The 18,541-nt window shown below is 62.6% G+C and carries 14 protein-coding genes; 1 reads left to right on the forward strand and 13 read right to left on the reverse strand.

Annotation, left to right across the window (positions count from 1 at the left end; all coding sequences use genetic code 11):
* Positions 1-103: 103 nt before the first annotated feature.
* The 6 genes from SFY93_RS24470 to SFY93_RS24495 form a co-directional block, all read right to left on the reverse strand.
* The gene (locus tag SFY93_RS24470; RefSeq protein WP_093756529.1) at positions 104-838 is read right to left on the reverse strand and encodes a phosphorylase; all 735 of its coding nucleotides are present in this window, start codon (positions 836-838) and stop codon (positions 104-106) included.
* Positions 835-2,796, reverse strand: a complete 1,962-nt coding sequence (gene shc / locus SFY93_RS24475; protein WP_320444936.1) for a squalene--hopene cyclase — start codon at positions 2,794-2,796, stop codon at positions 835-837. Before shc ends, SFY93_RS24470 begins: the two co-directional genes overlap by 4 nt.
* Positions 2,797-2,850: 54 nt before the next feature.
* The gene (gene hpnE, locus SFY93_RS24480) at positions 2,851-4,101 is read right to left on the reverse strand and encodes a hydroxysqualene dehydroxylase HpnE (RefSeq protein WP_184518498.1); all 1,251 of its coding nucleotides are present in this window, start codon (positions 4,099-4,101) and stop codon (positions 2,851-2,853) included.
* Entirely contained in the window at positions 4,101-4,955 is an 855-nt protein-coding gene (gene hpnD / locus SFY93_RS24485; protein WP_414716967.1) for a presqualene diphosphate synthase HpnD, read from the reverse strand. The genes hpnE and hpnD overlap by 1 nt, the downstream gene beginning before the upstream one ends.
* Complete coding sequence (hpnC, locus tag SFY93_RS24490) at positions 4,952-5,833, reverse strand: squalene synthase HpnC (RefSeq protein ID WP_320444937.1); 882 nt, start codon at positions 5,831-5,833, stop codon at positions 4,952-4,954. The genes hpnD and hpnC overlap by 4 nt, the downstream gene beginning before the upstream one ends.
* A gap of 231 nt (positions 5,834-6,064) precedes the next feature.
* Entirely contained in the window at positions 6,065-6,307 is a 243-nt protein-coding gene (locus tag SFY93_RS24495; RefSeq protein WP_068735855.1) for a cysteine rich repeat-containing protein, read from the reverse strand.
* A 439-nt stretch (positions 6,308-6,746) separates the two neighbouring features.
* Between SFY93_RS24495 and SFY93_RS24500 the strand changes: the two genes are divergently transcribed.
* A complete protein-coding gene (locus tag SFY93_RS24500; protein WP_320444938.1) occupies positions 6,747-7,247 on the forward strand; it encodes a hypothetical protein in 501 nt (166 codons plus the stop codon).
* Between the two features lie 84 nt (positions 7,248-7,331).
* On the opposite strand, the gene SFY93_RS24505 is transcribed toward SFY93_RS24500, so the two are convergent.
* From SFY93_RS24505 to SFY93_RS24535, 7 genes are all read right to left on the reverse strand, one after another.
* Positions 7,332-9,671, reverse strand: coding sequence for an efflux RND transporter permease subunit (locus SFY93_RS24505; RefSeq protein WP_231079997.1), 2,340 nt, complete (start codon positions 9,669-9,671; stop codon positions 7,332-7,334).
* Positions 9,672-9,918: 247 nt separating this feature from the next.
* A complete protein-coding gene (eutC, locus tag SFY93_RS24510) occupies positions 9,919-10,704 on the reverse strand; it encodes an ethanolamine ammonia-lyase subunit EutC (protein WP_320444939.1) in 786 nt (261 codons plus the stop codon).
* Positions 10,705-10,720: 16 nt separating this feature from the next.
* Positions 10,721-12,304: a B12-binding domain-containing radical SAM protein gene (locus SFY93_RS24515; RefSeq protein WP_089265078.1), complete on the reverse strand. Its 1,584-nt coding sequence runs from the start codon at positions 12,302-12,304 to the stop codon at positions 10,721-10,723.
* Positions 12,305-12,522: 218 nt separating this feature from the next.
* A complete protein-coding gene (locus tag SFY93_RS24520) occupies positions 12,523-13,905 on the reverse strand; it encodes an ethanolamine ammonia-lyase subunit EutB (RefSeq protein ID WP_320444940.1) in 1,383 nt (460 codons plus the stop codon).
* Positions 13,906-13,937: 32 nt separating this feature from the next.
* Positions 13,938-15,137: a BaiN/RdsA family NAD(P)/FAD-dependent oxidoreductase gene (locus tag SFY93_RS24525; RefSeq protein ID WP_320444941.1), complete on the reverse strand. Its 1,200-nt coding sequence runs from the start codon at positions 15,135-15,137 to the stop codon at positions 13,938-13,940.
* A complete protein-coding gene (locus tag SFY93_RS24530) occupies positions 15,134-16,012 on the reverse strand; it encodes a transglutaminase family protein (RefSeq protein ID WP_320444942.1) in 879 nt (292 codons plus the stop codon). Before SFY93_RS24530 ends, SFY93_RS24525 begins: the two co-directional genes overlap by 4 nt.
* On the reverse strand, positions 16,009-18,516 hold the full coding sequence (locus SFY93_RS24535) for a circularly permuted type 2 ATP-grasp protein (RefSeq protein WP_320444943.1): 2,508 nt from the start codon (positions 18,514-18,516) through the stop codon (positions 16,009-16,011). Before SFY93_RS24535 ends, SFY93_RS24530 begins: the two co-directional genes overlap by 4 nt.
* Positions 18,517-18,541: the final 25 nt, after the last annotated feature.

The raw sequence follows: 18,541 nt of genomic DNA on the forward strand, positions 1-18,541 counted from the left end.
CGATTTCAGATCGGATATCAAAAAGGGCACGATGCAGATCGCGCCCTTTTTCTTTGAAGGATTGAATTCGCGAGACGCCCGGCAAACACCGCCAGAGCAGCGCTCAGACGTCCGCGGAAACGAGGTTGGTGTGACCCAGCAGATAGCTGCGGCAGTCGCGCAGGCTGCGTAGCGCGCGATTGAAGTCGCGCCCGGTCGAAACCAGCGCCCGAATCACCAGCGGATTGCGGGCGATGCCGCGCAGCACCTTGCGCAGATCGACATCACCATTGGGTTTGATCGCAGTGGTGGCGATTTCCGGCAGGGCGCGATGGGCGGGATCGCTGACGACGCGCAGTGCGGCGAACGGCAGTCCGGCCATGGCGGCAAATTCCGCAGCGATGTGGCTTTCCATATCGACGGCAGCGGCGCCGAATTCCGAGCGCAGCGCGGCCTTGCCGGCCTGCCCCGTCACGACCTTCTCGACACCAACCAGACCGCCACGAAACACCTTCTGGCGGCCGACGCCGGCACCGGCGATCAGTTCGTCGCTAAGGATCTCAGACGCTGACCAACGGCTGTTGCCGGCCACCACTTCCGTGGCCACAACGACAGCGCCTGATTTGAGATCGGGATCGAGGCCGCCGGCGACGCCGAAGCTGATGACGCCGCGGATGGTGGCGGGGTCGAAGTCAGCCAGCAGGCTGCGGAGCTGGACAGGGTCACTTGAACTGCAAATAACAGTCATTCCCGGCCCGGCAGCGATCTTCGCTTCCTGGACCAGCCCCGTGACGATCAATACCGGCCGCGGGTCGGTTGTATCGCCCGCGGTCGAAATGCCCCCATCGCCCAAAATCACATCCCAACCCCTACGGTCTTGCTGTTGGTGCTCTTCAAATTCCGGAACCGCGCCAACGCCCAGAGCGGGAAGAATTTCGAGTAGCCATGATAACGCAGATAAAACACGCGGGGGAAGCCGGTAGCCGTGTAACGGGCCTCGTCCCAGAGTCCTTTTTCCGTCTGTGTGTCCATCAGGTACCGCGTTCCACGGGCGACAGCCGGATTATCGACCTCGCCTGCCGCCATAAGCGCAAGCAAAGCCCATGCCGTTTGCGACGACGTGCTCGGGGCCGCCTCGAATCCCTTGTAGTCGAGCCGATAGCTGACCGCATCCTCGCCCCAGCCGCCGTCCTCGTTCTGGATCGACAGCAGCCAGGCCACCGCCTTGCGGAACGCTGGATCCTGGTGATCGATGCCAACAGCATTCAGCGCACACAGCACCGACCAGGTGCCGTAGATGTAGTTCAGGCCCCAGCGGCCATACCAGGAGCCCTCCGCGAGCTGGGTACGGCGCAGATATTCCACACCGTCTGCCAGCGGCTTCGAGGTCTCGACCGTGTCGCCAAGCTGCGCCAGCATCGAGACACAGCGCGCGGTGACGTCCTCGGTCGGCGGATCGAGCAGTGCGCCATGGTCCGAGAACGGGATGTTGTTGAGGTAGTATTCGAGGTTATCGACCTCGAACGCCGCGAAACCGCCGTCGCTGCTCTGCATGCCCAGGATCCACTCCCGACCGCGATCGAGCGCAACGTCGTATTCCTTGCCACCAGTCTGACGGCGCGCGCGGTCCATCGCCATCATCACCACGGCCGTATCGTCGAGATCCGGGTAATAGGCGTTGTTGTACTGGAACGCCCAGCCGCCCGGACGCAGGTCCGGCCGCTTCACCGCCCAGTCGCCCTTCACGTCGAGCACCTGCTTCGTCGCCAGCCAGTCGAGCCCTTCTTTCGCCGGACCGAACGCTTCATCGCCGCCGGTCTCCAGCATCGCATGCGCGGTCAGCGCGGTGTCCCACACTGGCGATACGCAAGGCTGGCAATAGGCTTCGACCTCACCGACAATCAGAAGCTTGTCGATACCGCGCCGCTGGATGGCGCGGGGCGGATAGTCGGCGGGGAAGCCGAGCACTTCATACATCATGACCATATTGGCCATCGGCGGATAGATCGCGCCGAGACCGTCTTCGCCGTTCAGGCGCTCCTCGCAAAACTCGACGGCTTTCGCGATCGAATGGGCGCGGAGTTTCTTTGGGAAATACGGTTCGGCGGCGCGGAGCAGAATGTCGATGCCGGTGAAGAAGGCGAACATCGCGCGACTCTGATGCGGCGCGCGTTTAATGCCTCCGACCTTGGACGGATCTTCCAGGAACAGCTCGTCGATGCCGACGCCCTTCTTGTTCTGCGCGCGCGGCTTCAGCGCTGCGAGCACCATGAGCGGCACGATCGTGGTGCGCGCCCAATAGGACATCTTGTTGAGGTGGAACGGAAACCACATCGGCAGCAGCATGATCTCGACTGGCAGCACCGGAGTCGCGCGCCAGGAGAGAATGCCGAACATCGCCAGCAGGAAGCGCGTGAAGACGTTGACGTTGACAGCGCCGCCGCGCGAGCGGATCGCTTCGCGGGCGCGGACCATATGCGGCGCGTCGGTCGAATCGCCGATCATCTTCAGCGCGAAATACACTTTCACGCTGGCGCTCATATCGAAGTCTCCGTCCTGCACCAGCGCCCAGCCGCCATGCTTGCCCTGGGTGCGGCGAAGATAGTTGGCGATCTTGCCTTCAAGCTCGGCATCGACGGACTCGCCGAGGTAGTGCCGCAACAACACGTATTCTGACGGGATCGTGCCGTCGGCTTCGAGCTCAAATACCCAATGGCCGTCAGGCTGCCGGAACTTCAGCAGGCCCTGCTTCGCCGAAGCGATGCTCGTCTCGAGCGCCGCGTTCTGAATTGTGATCTCTGGACTGACCGAATGCATCTCGCTCGCCATATCTCCGTACTCGTCGTGAATGATCGTCTGGCTGCGCAACGGTCAGCGCATCGCCAGAACGAGATCCGCCGCGCGGTCACCCGACCGCACCGATCCCTCAATAGTCGCCGGCAGACCGGTATCGGTCCAATCGCCTGCAAGAAACAGGTTCTTGAAATCGGTGCGCGTGCCCGGACGCAGGGCATCTTGGGCAGGCGTAGCCGCAAAAGTAGCACGGCGCTCGCGCACGATCTGCCAGGCGGGCAGCGGCGCCTGGATATTCGAAATCTTGCAGATCTCGTCCCAGATCTGTTGCGCAAACTGTTCGCGCGGTGTGTTCACGAAACGGTCGCCATTGCTGATCGTGATCGACAGGCGATTGTGGAAAGCAAACAGCCATTCCACCACACCGCCGACAACGCCAATCAGCGGCGCGTGGCCTGCTGGCGGAACATAATTGAAATGCGCATTCACGATCGCGCGGAATTCGGTCGGCGTCTTCACACCAGGCAATAGCGACTTCGCGGCCCATGGCGGAACAGCCATCACGACGACATCGTCCGCGCTAAGCGTGATGACGTCATCAGCGCCAAACTTCAGCTCGGTGACGCGATCACCACTCATGGTGTAACCGCGCAGCTCATGGCCAAAATGAACGCCGGCGCCCTTGGCACGCAGCAATTCGATCGCAGGCTCGACCAGAACATCGCTAAGACCAGCGCGCGCGATCAGCGGGCGGCACGCCTGGCCGCCTGCCAGCAGCGTTTCGCGCACGATGGCGCCGGCCAGACCAGCCGACCCTTCCGGCGGATCGACATTGAGCGCGGCCAGCAACAGTGGCTGCACCAGACGATCGTAGAGGACGCCTTCACAGCGAATGGCATCGCCGACCAGGCGACTATTCGATGACCAGATCAACGGCGACAGCGCGAGATAATCGGCGACTGATGTGTCCGGGACGCGGCGCGTCTTGTCGAACAGCCAGGTCGGGATCTTGCCATCGCCGAGATCGAGCTGCCAGCGCTTGCCAGTCTTGGCATCGGCAAATGCGAATTGTGCCCGCTGCGGACCAACGAGCCCGGCTTCGGTGCCGATCGACTTTGCATAAGCGACGACATGGCTATTGCCCGACAGAACCAGATGGTTGCCGTTGTCGATCTGGAGCTGTGTCTGCGCGTCGAAATACGACCGGCAGCGGCCGCCGGCCTGCTGCGTCGCCTCATGGACGTGGACCTTGAAGCCGGCATTGACGAGACGCACGGCGGCCGACAGGCCGGAAACGCCGGCACCAATGATATGAGCGGTCTTTTGCATCAGATGATCGCGTATCGCAGCAGGATCGCTATCTTGGAGGCCTTGCCGAGACGAACGGGGTCGCGCGGCAAAGCAAAGCCGCGCGCCACCAGCAATTCCAGGATGGCGTGATAATATTTCGACATGATCCGCGGCGCGCGCACCACGCGGCGCTTGTTGCGCGCCATGATCTCGTCGGACTTTTCGAAATGCGCCTGCGCCCGCTTCACCAGCGGCGCACAGACCTTCGGCAATGCCGGGCTGGCGCGCACCACGTCGGGATCGCTCGACGTGATGCCGGCGTGATAGAGCAGCTCACGCGGCAGATAGAGACGACCGATACCGGCGTCTTCGTCGATATCGCGCAGGATATTGGTGATCTGCAGCGCACGGCCGAGATGATGCGCAAGCAGAATGCCATCTTCGTCCGGCATGCCGAACACCTTCACCGACAGGCGGCCGACGGCACTGGCAACACGATCGCAATACAGATCGAGCGTTGCGTCATCGGGCGCGCGAATATCTGCGGGGATATCCATCTCCATGCCGTCGATGACGGCGATGAAATCCTCCTTGCGCATGCCGAATTGCTTGATTGGCCCGGCATAGTCGCGCACACGCGCTGGCGGATTGCCTGCATAGAGCGCATCGATATCTGCGCGCCACTGCTGCATGTCGGCGAGCCTGACGTCGCGCGGACCATCGGAATCCGCGATATCGTCGACCTGACGGCAGAAGCTGTAGATCTGGAACATCGCATCGCGCTGGGCACGCGGCAGAATGCGCATCGCGGCATAGAACGAGCTGCCGGCAGCAACGCCCTGAACCTCGCTCTGAGATTCGCTATTATTCACCTGGCTTGTCATCTGGTTCATGCGCCCGGCGTCGTCGAACGAGGCATCGGCGCGCTGGTGGTGGCGCGGCGCCACAGCCCGCCGGCAATGCCGGCCAGCGCGTAGCCAGCCATGCTGGCCTTAGAGAGGTGAACCTTCTCGCTGAGCGGATCGCGCAACTTCAGCATCTTCAGGATCTGCCAGGCAAAAGTCTCGATGACGGCCACATCGCAGCCCAGCCGGACGTCGGCGATATGGACCGTCAGTGTCTCGCTCTCATGCATCAGGGTCTCGGTCTTGGCGACCAGCTCGCGAATACAGGCCAGCAGCGCCGGCGACGCCTTTGCCTGCTTGAGATCGTCCACCGAGGCGCCGTGCCGGTCCAGCGTGTCCTGCGGAATGTAGACCCGATCGAGATCGCGATAGTCGTTGCCACAATCCTGCAGATGATTGTTGATCTGCAAGGCCGCGCACAGCGCATCCGACGCCGGCCAGGTGGCTTTGCTTTCGCCGTGCACGTCGAGCATGAAACGTCCGACCGGCATCGCCGAGAACGAACAATAATGAATGAGCTCATCCCAGTCGGCGTAGCGCAGCTTGGTCACGTCCATCCGGAAGGCTGTCAGGACGTCGAGCGCATGACGCGGGGGCATCTCGCGCATCTGGAGCGCCTCGCGCAGGATCACCGCTTCGGCCTGGCCGTCACCCTGACCGAGCAGGTCGGCCTCCAGCTCGTCGAGCAGGGCCAGTTTCGCCGGTGCATCGAGCAGCGCGTGATCGGCAATGTCGTCTGCGGTCCGGACGAAATTATAGAAGGCAAGAATCAGCGCCCGGTGGCGCGGATGGATAATCCACGACGCGACAGGAAAATTCTCGTCACGATCGGTCTTGCCGGATCGCAGTTCGCTCGCAGGGGTCATCCAGAACTGGCTACGTTGGATTTGAACAGGGTGGCTCGGGGGCCGCCAAGGGCCGGTAATACCGGCAGGCGGGGTCGGCCGCGAGCCCCCATATAGGGCAAATTGGCCCGTGAGACCAATGCCAATATGCCACTTTCGGCCGCAGCCAGTGCCGGGCCGGATCACGTCTTGGCGGGCTCGCGGCGAGACCAAAACGGCGCTACGAGCCCGGAATCTCGCATTAGGGCGGGGTTATTGGCCGTGGCTGACCAGCACGTCGTTGCAGGCCTTGCTGATCTTGGGGCGGTTTTCCTTCAGGCAGGACAGAACCACGAGGTCGCCCTGATCCATGACGGCGCGGCAGAGCTTCTGCACGTCGCGGGTGCAGGCCTTCTGCTCCGCGTCGGTGCCGCTGCGGGGCTGGTTTTGCTGGGCCAATGCACCGGTCGAGGCAGATGCGGAAAGCACGGACAGTACCAGGAGAAATTTACGCATTGTCTTCCTTCAGTATGGTGACGAGATCACAGCCCGTGTGGTGCATAGCATAAACTGAAACATTCGCATCGCCGGGAAGGCTTTATCTTCAGGCACATCGGCGAATTCGCGGCGATGGATGCAATCAGGACACAGAACATTCCCGCCACCACAGACACGAATAAATGCGGCGAAAGCTTGCGCACATGGCCGCACTGGCTGCAGGACCGGCCGATGCCACCCCCGCAGGACAAGATAAGGTTTTAGGACAATTGTTCAGACGCGCATCACCTCCACCCGTTCCGCTCCGGGAACCTTCGCGCTTGTGGGCGGTGACATGTTACTTTTACAATCGTCCAATTATGATCGCTCTATTGAACCTAAAGATGTGCAGCGACACTTAAGCTTCGATGAGGCGCGGCATAACTCGGTTACACAGCGCTATTTTGGGAAAACTTACATGACATTCCATTCTGCAAAGCGGTTCGGGCACGCCCTCAAGGCCGCTGGCGCTGGCGCGATCCTGCTGCTGTCGGTGTCCGCAGGCCATGCCCAGTCCGGACCGTTCGCCGGCTTCGACGGGGCCTGGAGCGGTACCGGAACGGTCTCCATGTCGGACGGCTCCTCGGAGCGGATTCGCTGCCGGGCGACGTACAAGGTGGATGGCGGCGGCAGCGCCCTGGCGCAGACGCTGCGCTGCGCCAGCGACAGCTACAAGTTCGACCTCTCCAGCAATGTCACCAGCCAGGGCAGCAACGTCTCGGGCAGCTGGAGCGAAGCCAGCCGCAACGTCTACGGCAATCTGGTCGGCAAGGCGGGCGGCGGCCAGATCGACGTCTTCGTCGAGGCCGCGGGCTTTGCGGCCAACATCACGCTGACGACCCGCGGCAACAAGCAGTCGGTGTCGATCAGCTCCAAGGGCGAAATTCGCGGCGTTTCGATCAATATGGTCAAGAGCTGACGCCGGCTTGCACACCTTCACAAAAAAGCCCCCGGAGCGATCCGGGGGCTTTTTTTGTTGATCGTCCTGCTGGGGCGTAGCTGACTACTTCTCTTGCTTCGCCAGAACCGAACTGCCGGTGAGGCGCTGCTGCAGATTGATCAGCCACATCGCGGTCGGGCGCAGGATGAACAGGTCGGCCACTAGTGCCGCGACCATCGAGAAGGCACTGAGCCAGCCGAACAGCCGCAGTGACGGCAGATCCGAGAACACCGTCACCACGAGGCCGCAGGCCAGCACCACCGTCGTCAGGATCAGCGCGGGACCAACGAGCACAGTCGCACGCTCGACGGCGATCGCGGGATCAGTGCCCGGCGTGTCTTCCAGACGCAAGCGGTTGAGGAAGTGAATCGTCGCGCTGAGGCCGAGGCCGAATGACACCGTGAGTGCCACCACACTGGCGAATTGCAGCCCCTCCCCGAGCAGCCACAATACGAAGCCGGCCAGCACCACCGGGAAGATGCCCGGCAGGATACAGGCCAGCATCACCACCCACGAGCGGAACGCGAGGCCGATGAAGACGGCGACCAATCCGAATTCGATGGTCAGGCCGTGATTGAGCTTCTCGATCATCCCGGCGCTGTTACGCGCCGCGATCGCCGAGAGGCCGGTCACCGCAATCTCATAGCCCGGGTGCTTGGTGCGAACGGCATTCAGCGCATTGTCGAGCTTGTCGACCACCGGCAGGATCTTGCTCGAATCGCTGTCGGGCACACGGCCGGACACCACCACCGCCGTCTGGTCCGCCGAGATGAAGCGGCGCACCAGATGTTCGGGTATTACGCTGACATATTCCTTCAGCGTCGCGACATCCGACGAACCGGCCTTCTCCGCCAGCCAACGCCGCAGCGTTTCCAGCGACCAGACGTTACCCACACCGGCCTGCTTCTCGACCATGGCGTGGACTTCGGCGATGGTCGCCAACGTGTCCGGCGAATAAAGATCCGCGCCCTTCGGAAACTCGATCAGCACGTCGATCGGATTGGCGCCGGTGAGCTTGGCGTCGAGCCGTCCGCTGGCGGCGACCGCCTGCTCCTTGTCCGGCACTTGATCGGCCAGCCGATAGCGCGGCTCGAGATTGGCGTAAACGATCCCGAGACCAACGACGACGACGAGCGAGATCAGGCTGAACAGGCCAGGACGGCCGACCATGCGCACCGCAATCCAGTAGCAGAAGGCGCGCAGCGCCTGCACGCCGGCATCGGCGGTCTGGAACTTGGCGGCGAAGATCTTCTCGTTGCGCACCAGCAGCACGCCGAACACCGGCACCAGCGACAGCACCGCAACCAGCGCGATGATGGTGGCCGTGAGGCCGGCCTCGCCGAAGGCGCGGATCAGGTCCGAGTCGGAGAACTGCAACGCCAGGAACGAAATGCCGGCGGTGCCATGGGTGAGGACGCAGGCGGGACCCACGACACGAACCGCATTGGTAAATGCCGAATACTTGTCCTCGCCTGCGATCAACCGGTCACGCGCCGCGAAAGTGAGCTGCATCGAGTCCGCAAAACTGATCACCATGATCAGCGGCGTCATCACATTGAGGAACATGTTGAGGCTGAAGCCGGCCCAGCCGAGCGCGCCGAGCGACAACAGGATCGCCAGCAGCGGCGGAAACGCCGCGATGATCATGAACGAGATCTTGCGGAAGAAGATGATCGCAATGACGCAGCCGGCGAGGATGCCGGCGATGTTATAGATCAGGCCGTCGCGCTCGACCGCGTTGCGGATTTCGAGCTGCATCACCGGCACGCCCGACAATTCCTTGGTCAGACCGCTATTGGCCAGGTCCTCATTCATGGTCTTGCGGATATCGGCGACGACGGTGCTGAGCTTGCTGTTGCTGACCACGGCCGGGTCGAGCGACAGCACCACCAGCGCCAGAGTTCCATCGTCGGACAAAAGCTTGCCGCGGATCAGCTCGTTCTGCTTCACCGTCTCGATGAACTTGTCGTAGTCGGCGCCTTCAGGAAGATCGTTGGGAAACAGCGCTGCCGGCAACTTGCCGGGGGCCGGCGTCTGGCGCGCCGAGAAGATCGAGATCAGCCCCCGAACGCCATCGACCAATTGCAGGTCGGTGACGAGGTCGCGCATCTTTCCAAGATTGTCGCGCGCAAGCAGCGTCTTGCCTTCGAGCACCACGAGCACGTCGAACTCGGTGGACGGGAAGCGCTTCGTCACTTCCTCGTATTGCTTGTATTCCTTGCTGTCAGAACGAAATAGCTGGCTTAGCGAATCGTCGATCTTGATGCGCTGGATGCCAAAGATCGCACCGATCACCAGCGCGAGCAGGATCACGCAAGACAGCACCGGTGCCTTCACCGCGATCAGACCGATGCGCTCGAGCCCGAAGGCGATGCTGATCGGCCCCTTGCGCAATTTATTCATATCCGCGTCGTGGGGGGGAACCGTATCGTGCATACCCTATCCAGTCCTGTCGTCAGCGGCGTCTGCCTAGCAAGCGTCGCGGGCAGTAGTAAGGCTGGAATCGGCGAGACCGAACAGCGCTAGCCCTTGAAAACATGCGGTAAATTTGCCGCGGGCAGATGTAGCAGGTCTGTATGACACATCGCAAGGCGGCGAGCGCGCAGAGGTTGCGTTTCAGGTCACAAAATGGAGCGCAGAGGCTGTTGTTTCATGCTGGTGCAACGAGCGGTGCTACCAGTTCCAGACCGCTTTCGTCTTTCAGAGCCACACCGGTCATATTGCGATTCAGCCCTTCGCGCGCCAGCCAGGCAATCTTGCTCGCTGCCTCCTCGAAGGACAGACCGGCCGCCTGGATGTTCGACACGCAGTTGCGCGCAGCGTCCGTCAGACCCGGCTGCGGTGCGAAGGTCAGGTAGGCGCCGAGACTCTGCGGCGCCGAGAGACCCGGACGTTCGCCGATCAGTATGATCGTCATCCGGGCCCTCAATAACGCACCGATCTCGTCGCCAAGCGCGACTCTGGCCCCGCCGGCAACTACAATAGCGCCGATCCTGACCCCCGCCAATTTGGGCATTAAGGCACCCAGCAGGCCAAGCGCGTACGCATTGACCGCAGCCGGAGACAGGCCGTCCGCAATCACGATCACCAGATCGCACGCGGCGCTGTCGCGACCTTCAAGCATCTCCTGTGACTCGCGAGACAGTCGGCGGCCGAGATCGGGGCGCTTGAGATAGTCGGCCCGATCCGCGACCTGACTCGTCACGACCAACGCGTTCGTCCCCTGCCCGGCCAATACGGCCGCGATGGCTTCAGCCTCAAAGGGCACATGGACCGCGTCACGTGCGCGGGCATGATCGAGCGTGAAATCAAGCAGGGCCTGCGTGGTCAGACTGGCTCCGGCCCGGCCGAGACCCACACGCGCCGGGGTCAGCGCCCGCAGCTCCGCGAGGGAGCGCTGCGGCGAAGGTGGCGTCACATCATTCCGATCTGTCATGACGTCCGTCTATCGCTCATTCGGCCGGAACGGCAGCGTCCTGCAGCTTCAGCGAATAGTAGGACGCGTTGGTCTGGCCGCCGGACGCGTCGCGCGCGAAATTGATCAGATGATGAGCGACCATGATCCCGCTGATCAGATATTCGATCTCGCCGCGCGCCAGCCGCCGGAGTGCGAACTTCCAGAACGCCCGCTTGTAGTCACCGAGCACCCCGACCTTCCAGAAGATATTGCGCAGCATCACCAGCCCGAGCCGGATGCTCTTCCAGGTCAGCATGGCGCCGATCGGCGGCTTGATGCGGTTCGGATAAGTATGGCGGATCTGGTACTCGAAGCGCTCGAGCAGCTTCTCCGGCACATAGGCACTGCCCATGGCGCGCCGCCAGCTTTTCACGACGTCTTCATAAGGCAACAGGAAGTCGACGTTGGAATCGCGTCCCTCGTCCTCGTTCAGGCGTCCTTCCTTCTTCAACCTATCCCAAAGCGGCGTCTGCGGCAGCGCCTGCAGCAGGTTGATGGTCAGAAGCGGAATCTGTGACGTTTCCACGAACTCGAGCAAATGCTGGCCGGTCTCGGGCTTGTCGGTATCGAGGCCAAGGATGATGCCGGACACGACTTCCATGCCAAAGCTGTTCAGCGTCTCGATCGCCTCCATGATGGGGACCATCATGTTGTGATCCTTCTTCATCGCCTTGAGGGCGACGGGATCGGGCGTCTCGATGCCGCAGAAGATCGTGCCGAACCAGGCTTCGCGCATCAGCGAAAGGATTTCCGGCCGCTTGGCGATGTTCAGCGTCGCCTCGCAGGACAGGCGCAAGACAAAACCGGTCCTCTTCTGCCATTCGACCAGATGCGGCAGCAGATCGAGTGCCGCCTTGCGGTTGCCGATGAAGTTGTCATCGACGAAATACACTGAGCCCATGATGCCGCATTCGAGCAGCTTGTCGAGTTCGGCGGTGATCTGCTCCGGCGATTTCAGGCGCGGATTGCGCCCGTAGAGGCCGGGAATATCGCAGAACTCGCACTGATACGGACAGCCCGAAGAATACTGGATGCTGCCGAGGAAGTAGCGCGGAATATCAGCCAGTTCATAGGCCGGAATCGGAAACCTGGTCATGTCCAGACGGTCGGTGGTCTTCAGCACGACCTGCTGGTCCGGGCGCGACGTATCCTTTTCCAGGATATCGATCAGTTGATCGGTGGCATCACCGAGTTCGCCGATATGGAGATAGTCGAAAGCCGGATAGTAATCGGGGCATGACGAGACCGACGGCCCTCCGATCGCCACCGGAAGATCGTAGGAATGCGCGCGGTAGCAGATGTCGTTCATCTGCGTACGCTGGATGTGCATGCCTGACACCAGCACAACTTCGGCCCACAGGAAATCATTGGGCGTGGCGGCGCGGATGTTCTCGTCGATGAAACGGACTTCCCAGTTCTCGGGCATATAGGCGGCAATCAGCAGCAAGCCCTGGGGAGGCATGAAGGCCTGAACGCCGTCGGTCAGAGGATATGAATATTCAAACGTACCAAATGAAGACGTGTATCGCGGAAAGACGCACAGGATGCGCCGGACCGTCTGCCTGCCCTCAGCTCTCATCAAAATTCCTCTGTGAATGCATCAGCGGTCCCCATAAGCGCTGAACCTTCAATAACGTCGCCGAGATAAAACCGTTCCACTCCTGCCGAATACTTTGAGCGATCTAATCACGACGTCCGAATCTGAGCCAGAATTTCTTCAAGATTGTGGCGGGCGGTGACAAGGTCGTGACCAGCTCCGCGCAAGTGCGCGTCAGGCTGCATGACGGTTTCTTGACGTCAGGCGATCAGACGCGCGGCCAGATCGGGCAGCAGGCCTTCCCGATCGCGGATGCGAAGGTCCGCTCCGGAGAGCCCGACCCGTTGCAGCCAGCCGTCGAATTCCGGTGCGCGTTTGAGCCCAAACAGGTCGCGGATATAGAGCGCATCATGAAATGACGTCGACTGGTAGTTCAGCATCACGTCGTCGGCGCCCGGCACGCCCATCACGAAGGTCACACCCGCCGCAGCCAGCAGCGTCAGCAAATTGTCCATGTCGTCCTGATCGGCTTCGGCATGGTTGGTGTAACAGACGTCGACGCCCAGCGGCAGGCCGAGCAGCTTGCCACAGAAATGATCCTCCAGGCCGGCACGGATGATCTCCTTGCCGTCATAGAGATATTCGGGGCCGATGAAGCCGACGACGCTGTTCACCAGGAGTGGATCGAACGCCCGCGCAACTGCATAGGCCCGTGCCTCCAAAGTCTGCTGATCGACGCCGTGATGGGCGTTGGCCGACAGAGCCGAGCCCTGCCCGGTCTCGAAATACATGACGTTCTGGCCAAGCGTGCCACGTTTCAGCGAAAGCCCCGCGGCATGAGCTTCCTTCAGGATCGCCAGATCCATGCCGAAACTTTTATTGGCGGCCTCTGTCCCGGCGATCGACTGAAACACCAGATCTACCGGAGCGCCCTGGTTGATGAGATCAAGACTGGTCGTGACATGGGTGAGCACGCAACTCTGGGTCGGAATATCCAGCTTGGTGATGACATCGTCGAGCAGCCGCACCAACCCGCCCAGCACCGCCGGATCGTCGCTCGCCGGATTGATGCCGATACAGGCATCGCCGGAGCCCAGCATCAGCCCGTCGAGAATGGATGCCGTGATGCCCCTGATATCGTCGAACGGATGGTTCGGCTGCAACCGCACGCTCATGCACCCGCGCAACCCGATCGTATTGCGAAAGCGCGTGATCACCTCGCACTTCCTGGCCACCAGGATCAGGTCCTGATTGCGCATCAGTTTCGAGACAGCGGCGGCCATTTCCGGGGTGATGCCGCGGGCGACGGTCTGAAGGACTTGCCGCGTGGCCGCGTCTGACAGCAGCCAGTCACGAAAGCCGCCGACGGTCAGCGACGAGATCGTGGAGAATGCGGCGGCATCATGCGTATCGACGATAAGACGCGTGACCTCATCGTCCTCGTAAGGCACCACCATTTCCTGCAGGAACTGTTTGAGCGGCACATCCGCGAGCGCCATCCGCGCGGCGATCATCTGCTCGGCGGTCTCGGCTGCAGTCCCGGCCAGCCGATCACCGGATCGCGGCGGCGTTGCCTTGGCCATGAGGTCGCGCAGATCCGCGAAGACATGCGTATGGTCACCGATGGCGTGGCGATAGATCATGGCCGGATTGTTGGATATTCGCCGGAGGCTGTCTAGACGTGCCGCCCCGCGGCAACGCCCGACGACCACGCCCATTGGAAATTGAAGCCGCCGAGATGGCCGGTGACATCGATGACTTCACCGATGAAATATAGCCCCGGCACTGATGTCGCTTCGAACGTTTTTGATGACAGTTCTGTGGTGTCCACACCGCCAAGGGTTACCTCGGCCGTGCGATAGCCCTCGGTGCCATTCGGCCGTACGCGCCATTCCTTCACCGCTGCCGCCACCGACGCCAGAAGCTTGTCCGAAAAATCCGCCAGCCGCGGCGGGCCGACGATCCTGTCCGCAACCATCTGGGCCAGTCGTTTCGGCAAGATATCGCCGAGCACGGTCGCCAGTTCCTGCCGCGGACGTTCGCGGCGTGCGTCCTTCAGGGCGGCGAGCACATCGCGCGTCGGCGCCATGTCGATGACGACATCGAGCCCGTCCCGCCAATAGGATGAAATCTGCAGGATCGCCGGACCGCTGAGACCGCGATGGGTGAACAGCAGCGCCTCGTCGAATTTGGTCTTGCCGACACTGACCACGGCATCGACGGCAACGCCAGCGAGGTCCTTGAATTGCGCGAGAGCCCCGACATCGAAGGTCAATGGCACCAGTGCGGCCCGCGGCGCGATCATCTTCAGCCCGAACTGCTGCGCCAGCTTGTAGCCGAAGGCACTGGCGCCCATTTTAGGGATCGAGGGCCCGCCGGTGGCGATCACCAGCGACTGGCCGCGATACTCGCCCTGATCGGTAGCGACCACAAAGCCGCTGTCGTTCTTCGTCACACCGAGAATGCCGACGCCGAGCCGCATCTGCACGTCGCCGCGGCGGTTTTCGTCCAGCAGCATGTCGATGATCTGCTGGGACGAGCCATCGCAGAACAATTGCCCGCGCGTCTTTTCGTGATAGGCGATGCGATATTTTTCGACCAGCGCGATGAAGTCCTGCTGAGTAAACCCCTTCAGTGCGGATTTGCAGAATTGTGGATTCTGCGACAGGAAATTCGCCGGCGTCGTATGCAGGTTGGTGAAATTACAGCGCCCGCCGCCGGAGATGCGGATCTTCTCGCCCGGCGCCCTCGCCTGCTCAAGCAGCATCACCGAGCGACCGCGTTGCCCCGCAATGCCGGCGCACATCAGGCCGGCCGCACCGGCACCGAGAATGACGACGTCGGCCGTGTTATGCGCGCGACGAACGATGGTCATTCCAGCAGCAGCACGTCAACGGCGACAGCGAGCTTCTGCTTGCGCGCCCCAACGATCACACCATCGACCGGCGACACGTCGGAGAAGTCCCGGCCGATCGCCAGCACGATATGATCGTTCTCGACCAGGATATCATTGGTCGGATCGAAGCCGATCCAGCCGAGTTCCTCGCCGCACCAGACCGACACCCAGGCATGGGTCGCGTCGGCGCCCTGCAGGCGTTCCTTGCCCGGCGGGGGAATGGTGCGCAGATATCCGCTGACATAGGCGGCAGGCAGGCCGAGGCCGCGCATGCCCGCAATCATGATATGCGCAAAATCCTGGCAGACGCCGTGGCGCTTATCCAGCACCTCCTGCAACGGCGTCGAGATCACCGTGGCCTTCGGATCGTATTTGAACTGGGTGCGGATGCGATGCATCAGGTCGACGGCGCCCGCGAGAATCCCGCGGCCTTCAGTAAAGCTCACCGCCGCATAGTCCGTGACGGCATCGATGATCGGCACCAGCGGACTGGCGAAGACATAGCCGATCGGCGAGGCACCGCTGAGGTCGCTGGAATCGAACGCCGCCTCGCGGACGCTCTCCCAGGAAGGACTGTCATCGCCGCGCCCCGGCGCGAAACGCTCGACATAGACCCGCGACCGGCTGTCGATCCGCAGCACCCGATGCGGGGTTTCGATCAACACGCTTTCCGTCGGCGTGCCAAAGAAATCCGTCCGCATGGCGCGGGCCGCCGGCAGCGGTTTGATATCGACGCTGTGCGAGACCAGTTGCTGTCCGGCGCTGCTATTGGGCTGCAGCCGCAGCGAGCAGCGCGCATAACTCACCGGGCTTTCATAACTATAGGTCGTGACATGGCGGATTTCGTAGATCACGCCAGCCCCGTCAGCTTTTCGGGGCGCGATGCGCTGGCACCGTGCGGGAAGTAATGCAGGCCGATGGAATCCGCCAGCGTCAGCAGATCTTGCTCCAGCGCAAACAGTGACTTGGTGTGGATTTCGGATGCCTCGCCGGTGACGAGCGACGAGCGCAGCGCCACCGCCAGCCGCTGCGGCCGTTCCATCAGGCCGTTCTCCTTCAGCGTCGGCAGGCTGGCGATGTGATCGTTCAGTGCCGAGACCTGGAATGCCACCGAGCGCGGATTATAGGGATCGAGTACCACGAGATCGCGGACCGGTGCCAATAGCGGACCGACCAGATAGCGTGAGCGATAGGTGATCTGGCAATCCACCAGCGTCAGCAGGATGTCGAGATCGTCGCTCGTCGCCTCGTCGGACGCGAATTGCCGGGCAAAGCGCGTGGTGTTGATGGCGCGTTCGGCACGGCGTCCCATTTCGAGGAAACGCCAGCCGGCGGCACGGTTCATGTTTTCCTGCGCGAGACCGGCGAAGCTTGCCAATTCCTGCAGGGTCAGTTCGGCCGCGCTGACGACGTCATCGTCATCTTCGACTTCATGCGCAAGCCGCTCGGCCATTTCAGTGATGACCTGCCAGGCGTCGGGGGACAGCCGTTCGCGCAGCGAGGTTGCGGTCCGCAATGCGGAGCGCACCAGCGATAGCGCTGAGCCAAACTGCTCCTCGCTCTGCAAGGCTTGCGCGGCGACCTTCGCCGGCTGCGAACGTGATGTCAGCGATGTCGCACCCCAGGTCATCAGCATGCGCTGGATGCGTTCAATCGACTGCTGCCCGGTGGCGCCGCCTTTGCCGGGATCGCGCTGCGGCACGCTGAGCGCGCGGATCAGACGCAGTGTGGATTCGGCGCGCTCGAGATAGCGCCCGAGCCAGAACAGATTGTCGGCGGCGCGGCTCGGCACCCAGCCGGCGATGCGGCGGATACGCACATTGTCGACGGCCGGCAGCAGCGTCGAGGCAGGGACGGCCTTGTCGGCGACCACCCAAACATCAGCGGCGCGGGCGCCCGCGCCCATGGAGACTGCGCGGGCATCCGGCTGATCCGCAATCCGGCAGAACCCGCCGGGCATGACGGTCCAGCCATCCGGCGTCGCCGCCGCGAAGACGCGCAGCACGAACGGACGCGGCGCGAGCCGGCCATTGTCCCAGACCGGCGTGGTCGAAAGCTGCACCAGCTCCTGCCCGACATAATCGACACCGCGATTGGCAATCGCCGCCTTCAGACGCTCGCGCTCGCTTGGCGAGAGCTGCGACGGCAGCACGGGCGAGTAGCCAGGGAAACCGGGCACCGCTCCGCCATAGGCGCCTTCGATGGCAAAGTCGTCGAGCCGCGCCAGCACTTCCTCGCGCGCCGATTTCTGGCCGCACCACCATGTCGCGATATGCGGCATCTTGAGTGGTTCGCCGAGCAGCTTCCGGCTCAAGCTTGGCAGAAAACCCAAAAGCGCGCGCGCTTCCATCACGCCGGAGCCCGGCATGTTGGCAACGACGACGCCATTCTTTCTGACAACGTCGATCAGCCCGGGCACACCGAGTTGCGACGAGGCATCCAGCTCCAGCGGATCGAGCGAATTGGCATCCACGCGGCGCAGCAGCACATCAAGGCGCTTCAAGCCGGCCACAGTGCGGATGTGCACGCGGTCTCCCGAGACTGCGAGGTCATCGCCTTCCACCAGCAGGAAGCCGAGATAGCGCGCCAGCGTCGCGTGTTCGAAATAGGTTTCGCTGAACGGCCCCGGCGACAACAGGCCGACCCGCGGTTCGTCACGATCGGCCGACGCGCGCAGACTGTCGCGGAAGGCTTCGAAGAACGGCGCGACGCGCTCGACATTCATCGACTTGTAGAGATCGGTAAAGGCACGCGACAGCACCAGCCGGTTTTCCAGCGCATAGCCCATGCCGGACGGCGCTTGCGTGCGATCGCCGAGCACCCACCAGCGGCCATCGGGACCGCGGCCGAGATCGGCCGCATAGACGTTGAGATAGCGGCCGCCCGGCGGCTTCACGCCGCGCATTGCCCGCAGATATTCGGAGCTGCCGGCAATCGCCGCCGCCGGGATCGCGCCGGACGCGACAAGGCTGGCATCGCCATAGAGATCGCCGAGGATCTTCTCCAGCAACTCCGCGCGCTGGGTCATTGCCGCTGAAATCTGCAGCCATTCGGATTCGTCGATCAGGAGCGGCACATGGCTGAGCGGCCAGATCCGGTCGGCGATTTCGCCGGGCGCGCGGTAGGTGACGCCGGCTTCCCGGAGATGACGGTCGGCGGAACCGAAGCGGCGCTCGATCTCGACAGGCGCCATGGCGCCGAAGGCCTCGAAAAACCGCGTCCAGACCTCGCGGGGCGTGCCGTCCTGGGCGATGAATTCGTCGGGAATCCCGGGCAGCCGCTCGTAGTCGCGGGTCCATTGCGCGACCTTACGATGTCCCGGACGGGGCTTTTTCCCCTGACCGGCCTCTCCCGTCATTCCGACTCTCCAGCCCAAACTGCCT

The organism is Tardiphaga sp. 42S5, from assembly GCF_034044155.1.
Classification (GTDB): Bacteria; Pseudomonadota; Alphaproteobacteria; order Rhizobiales; family Xanthobacteraceae; genus Tardiphaga; species Tardiphaga robiniae.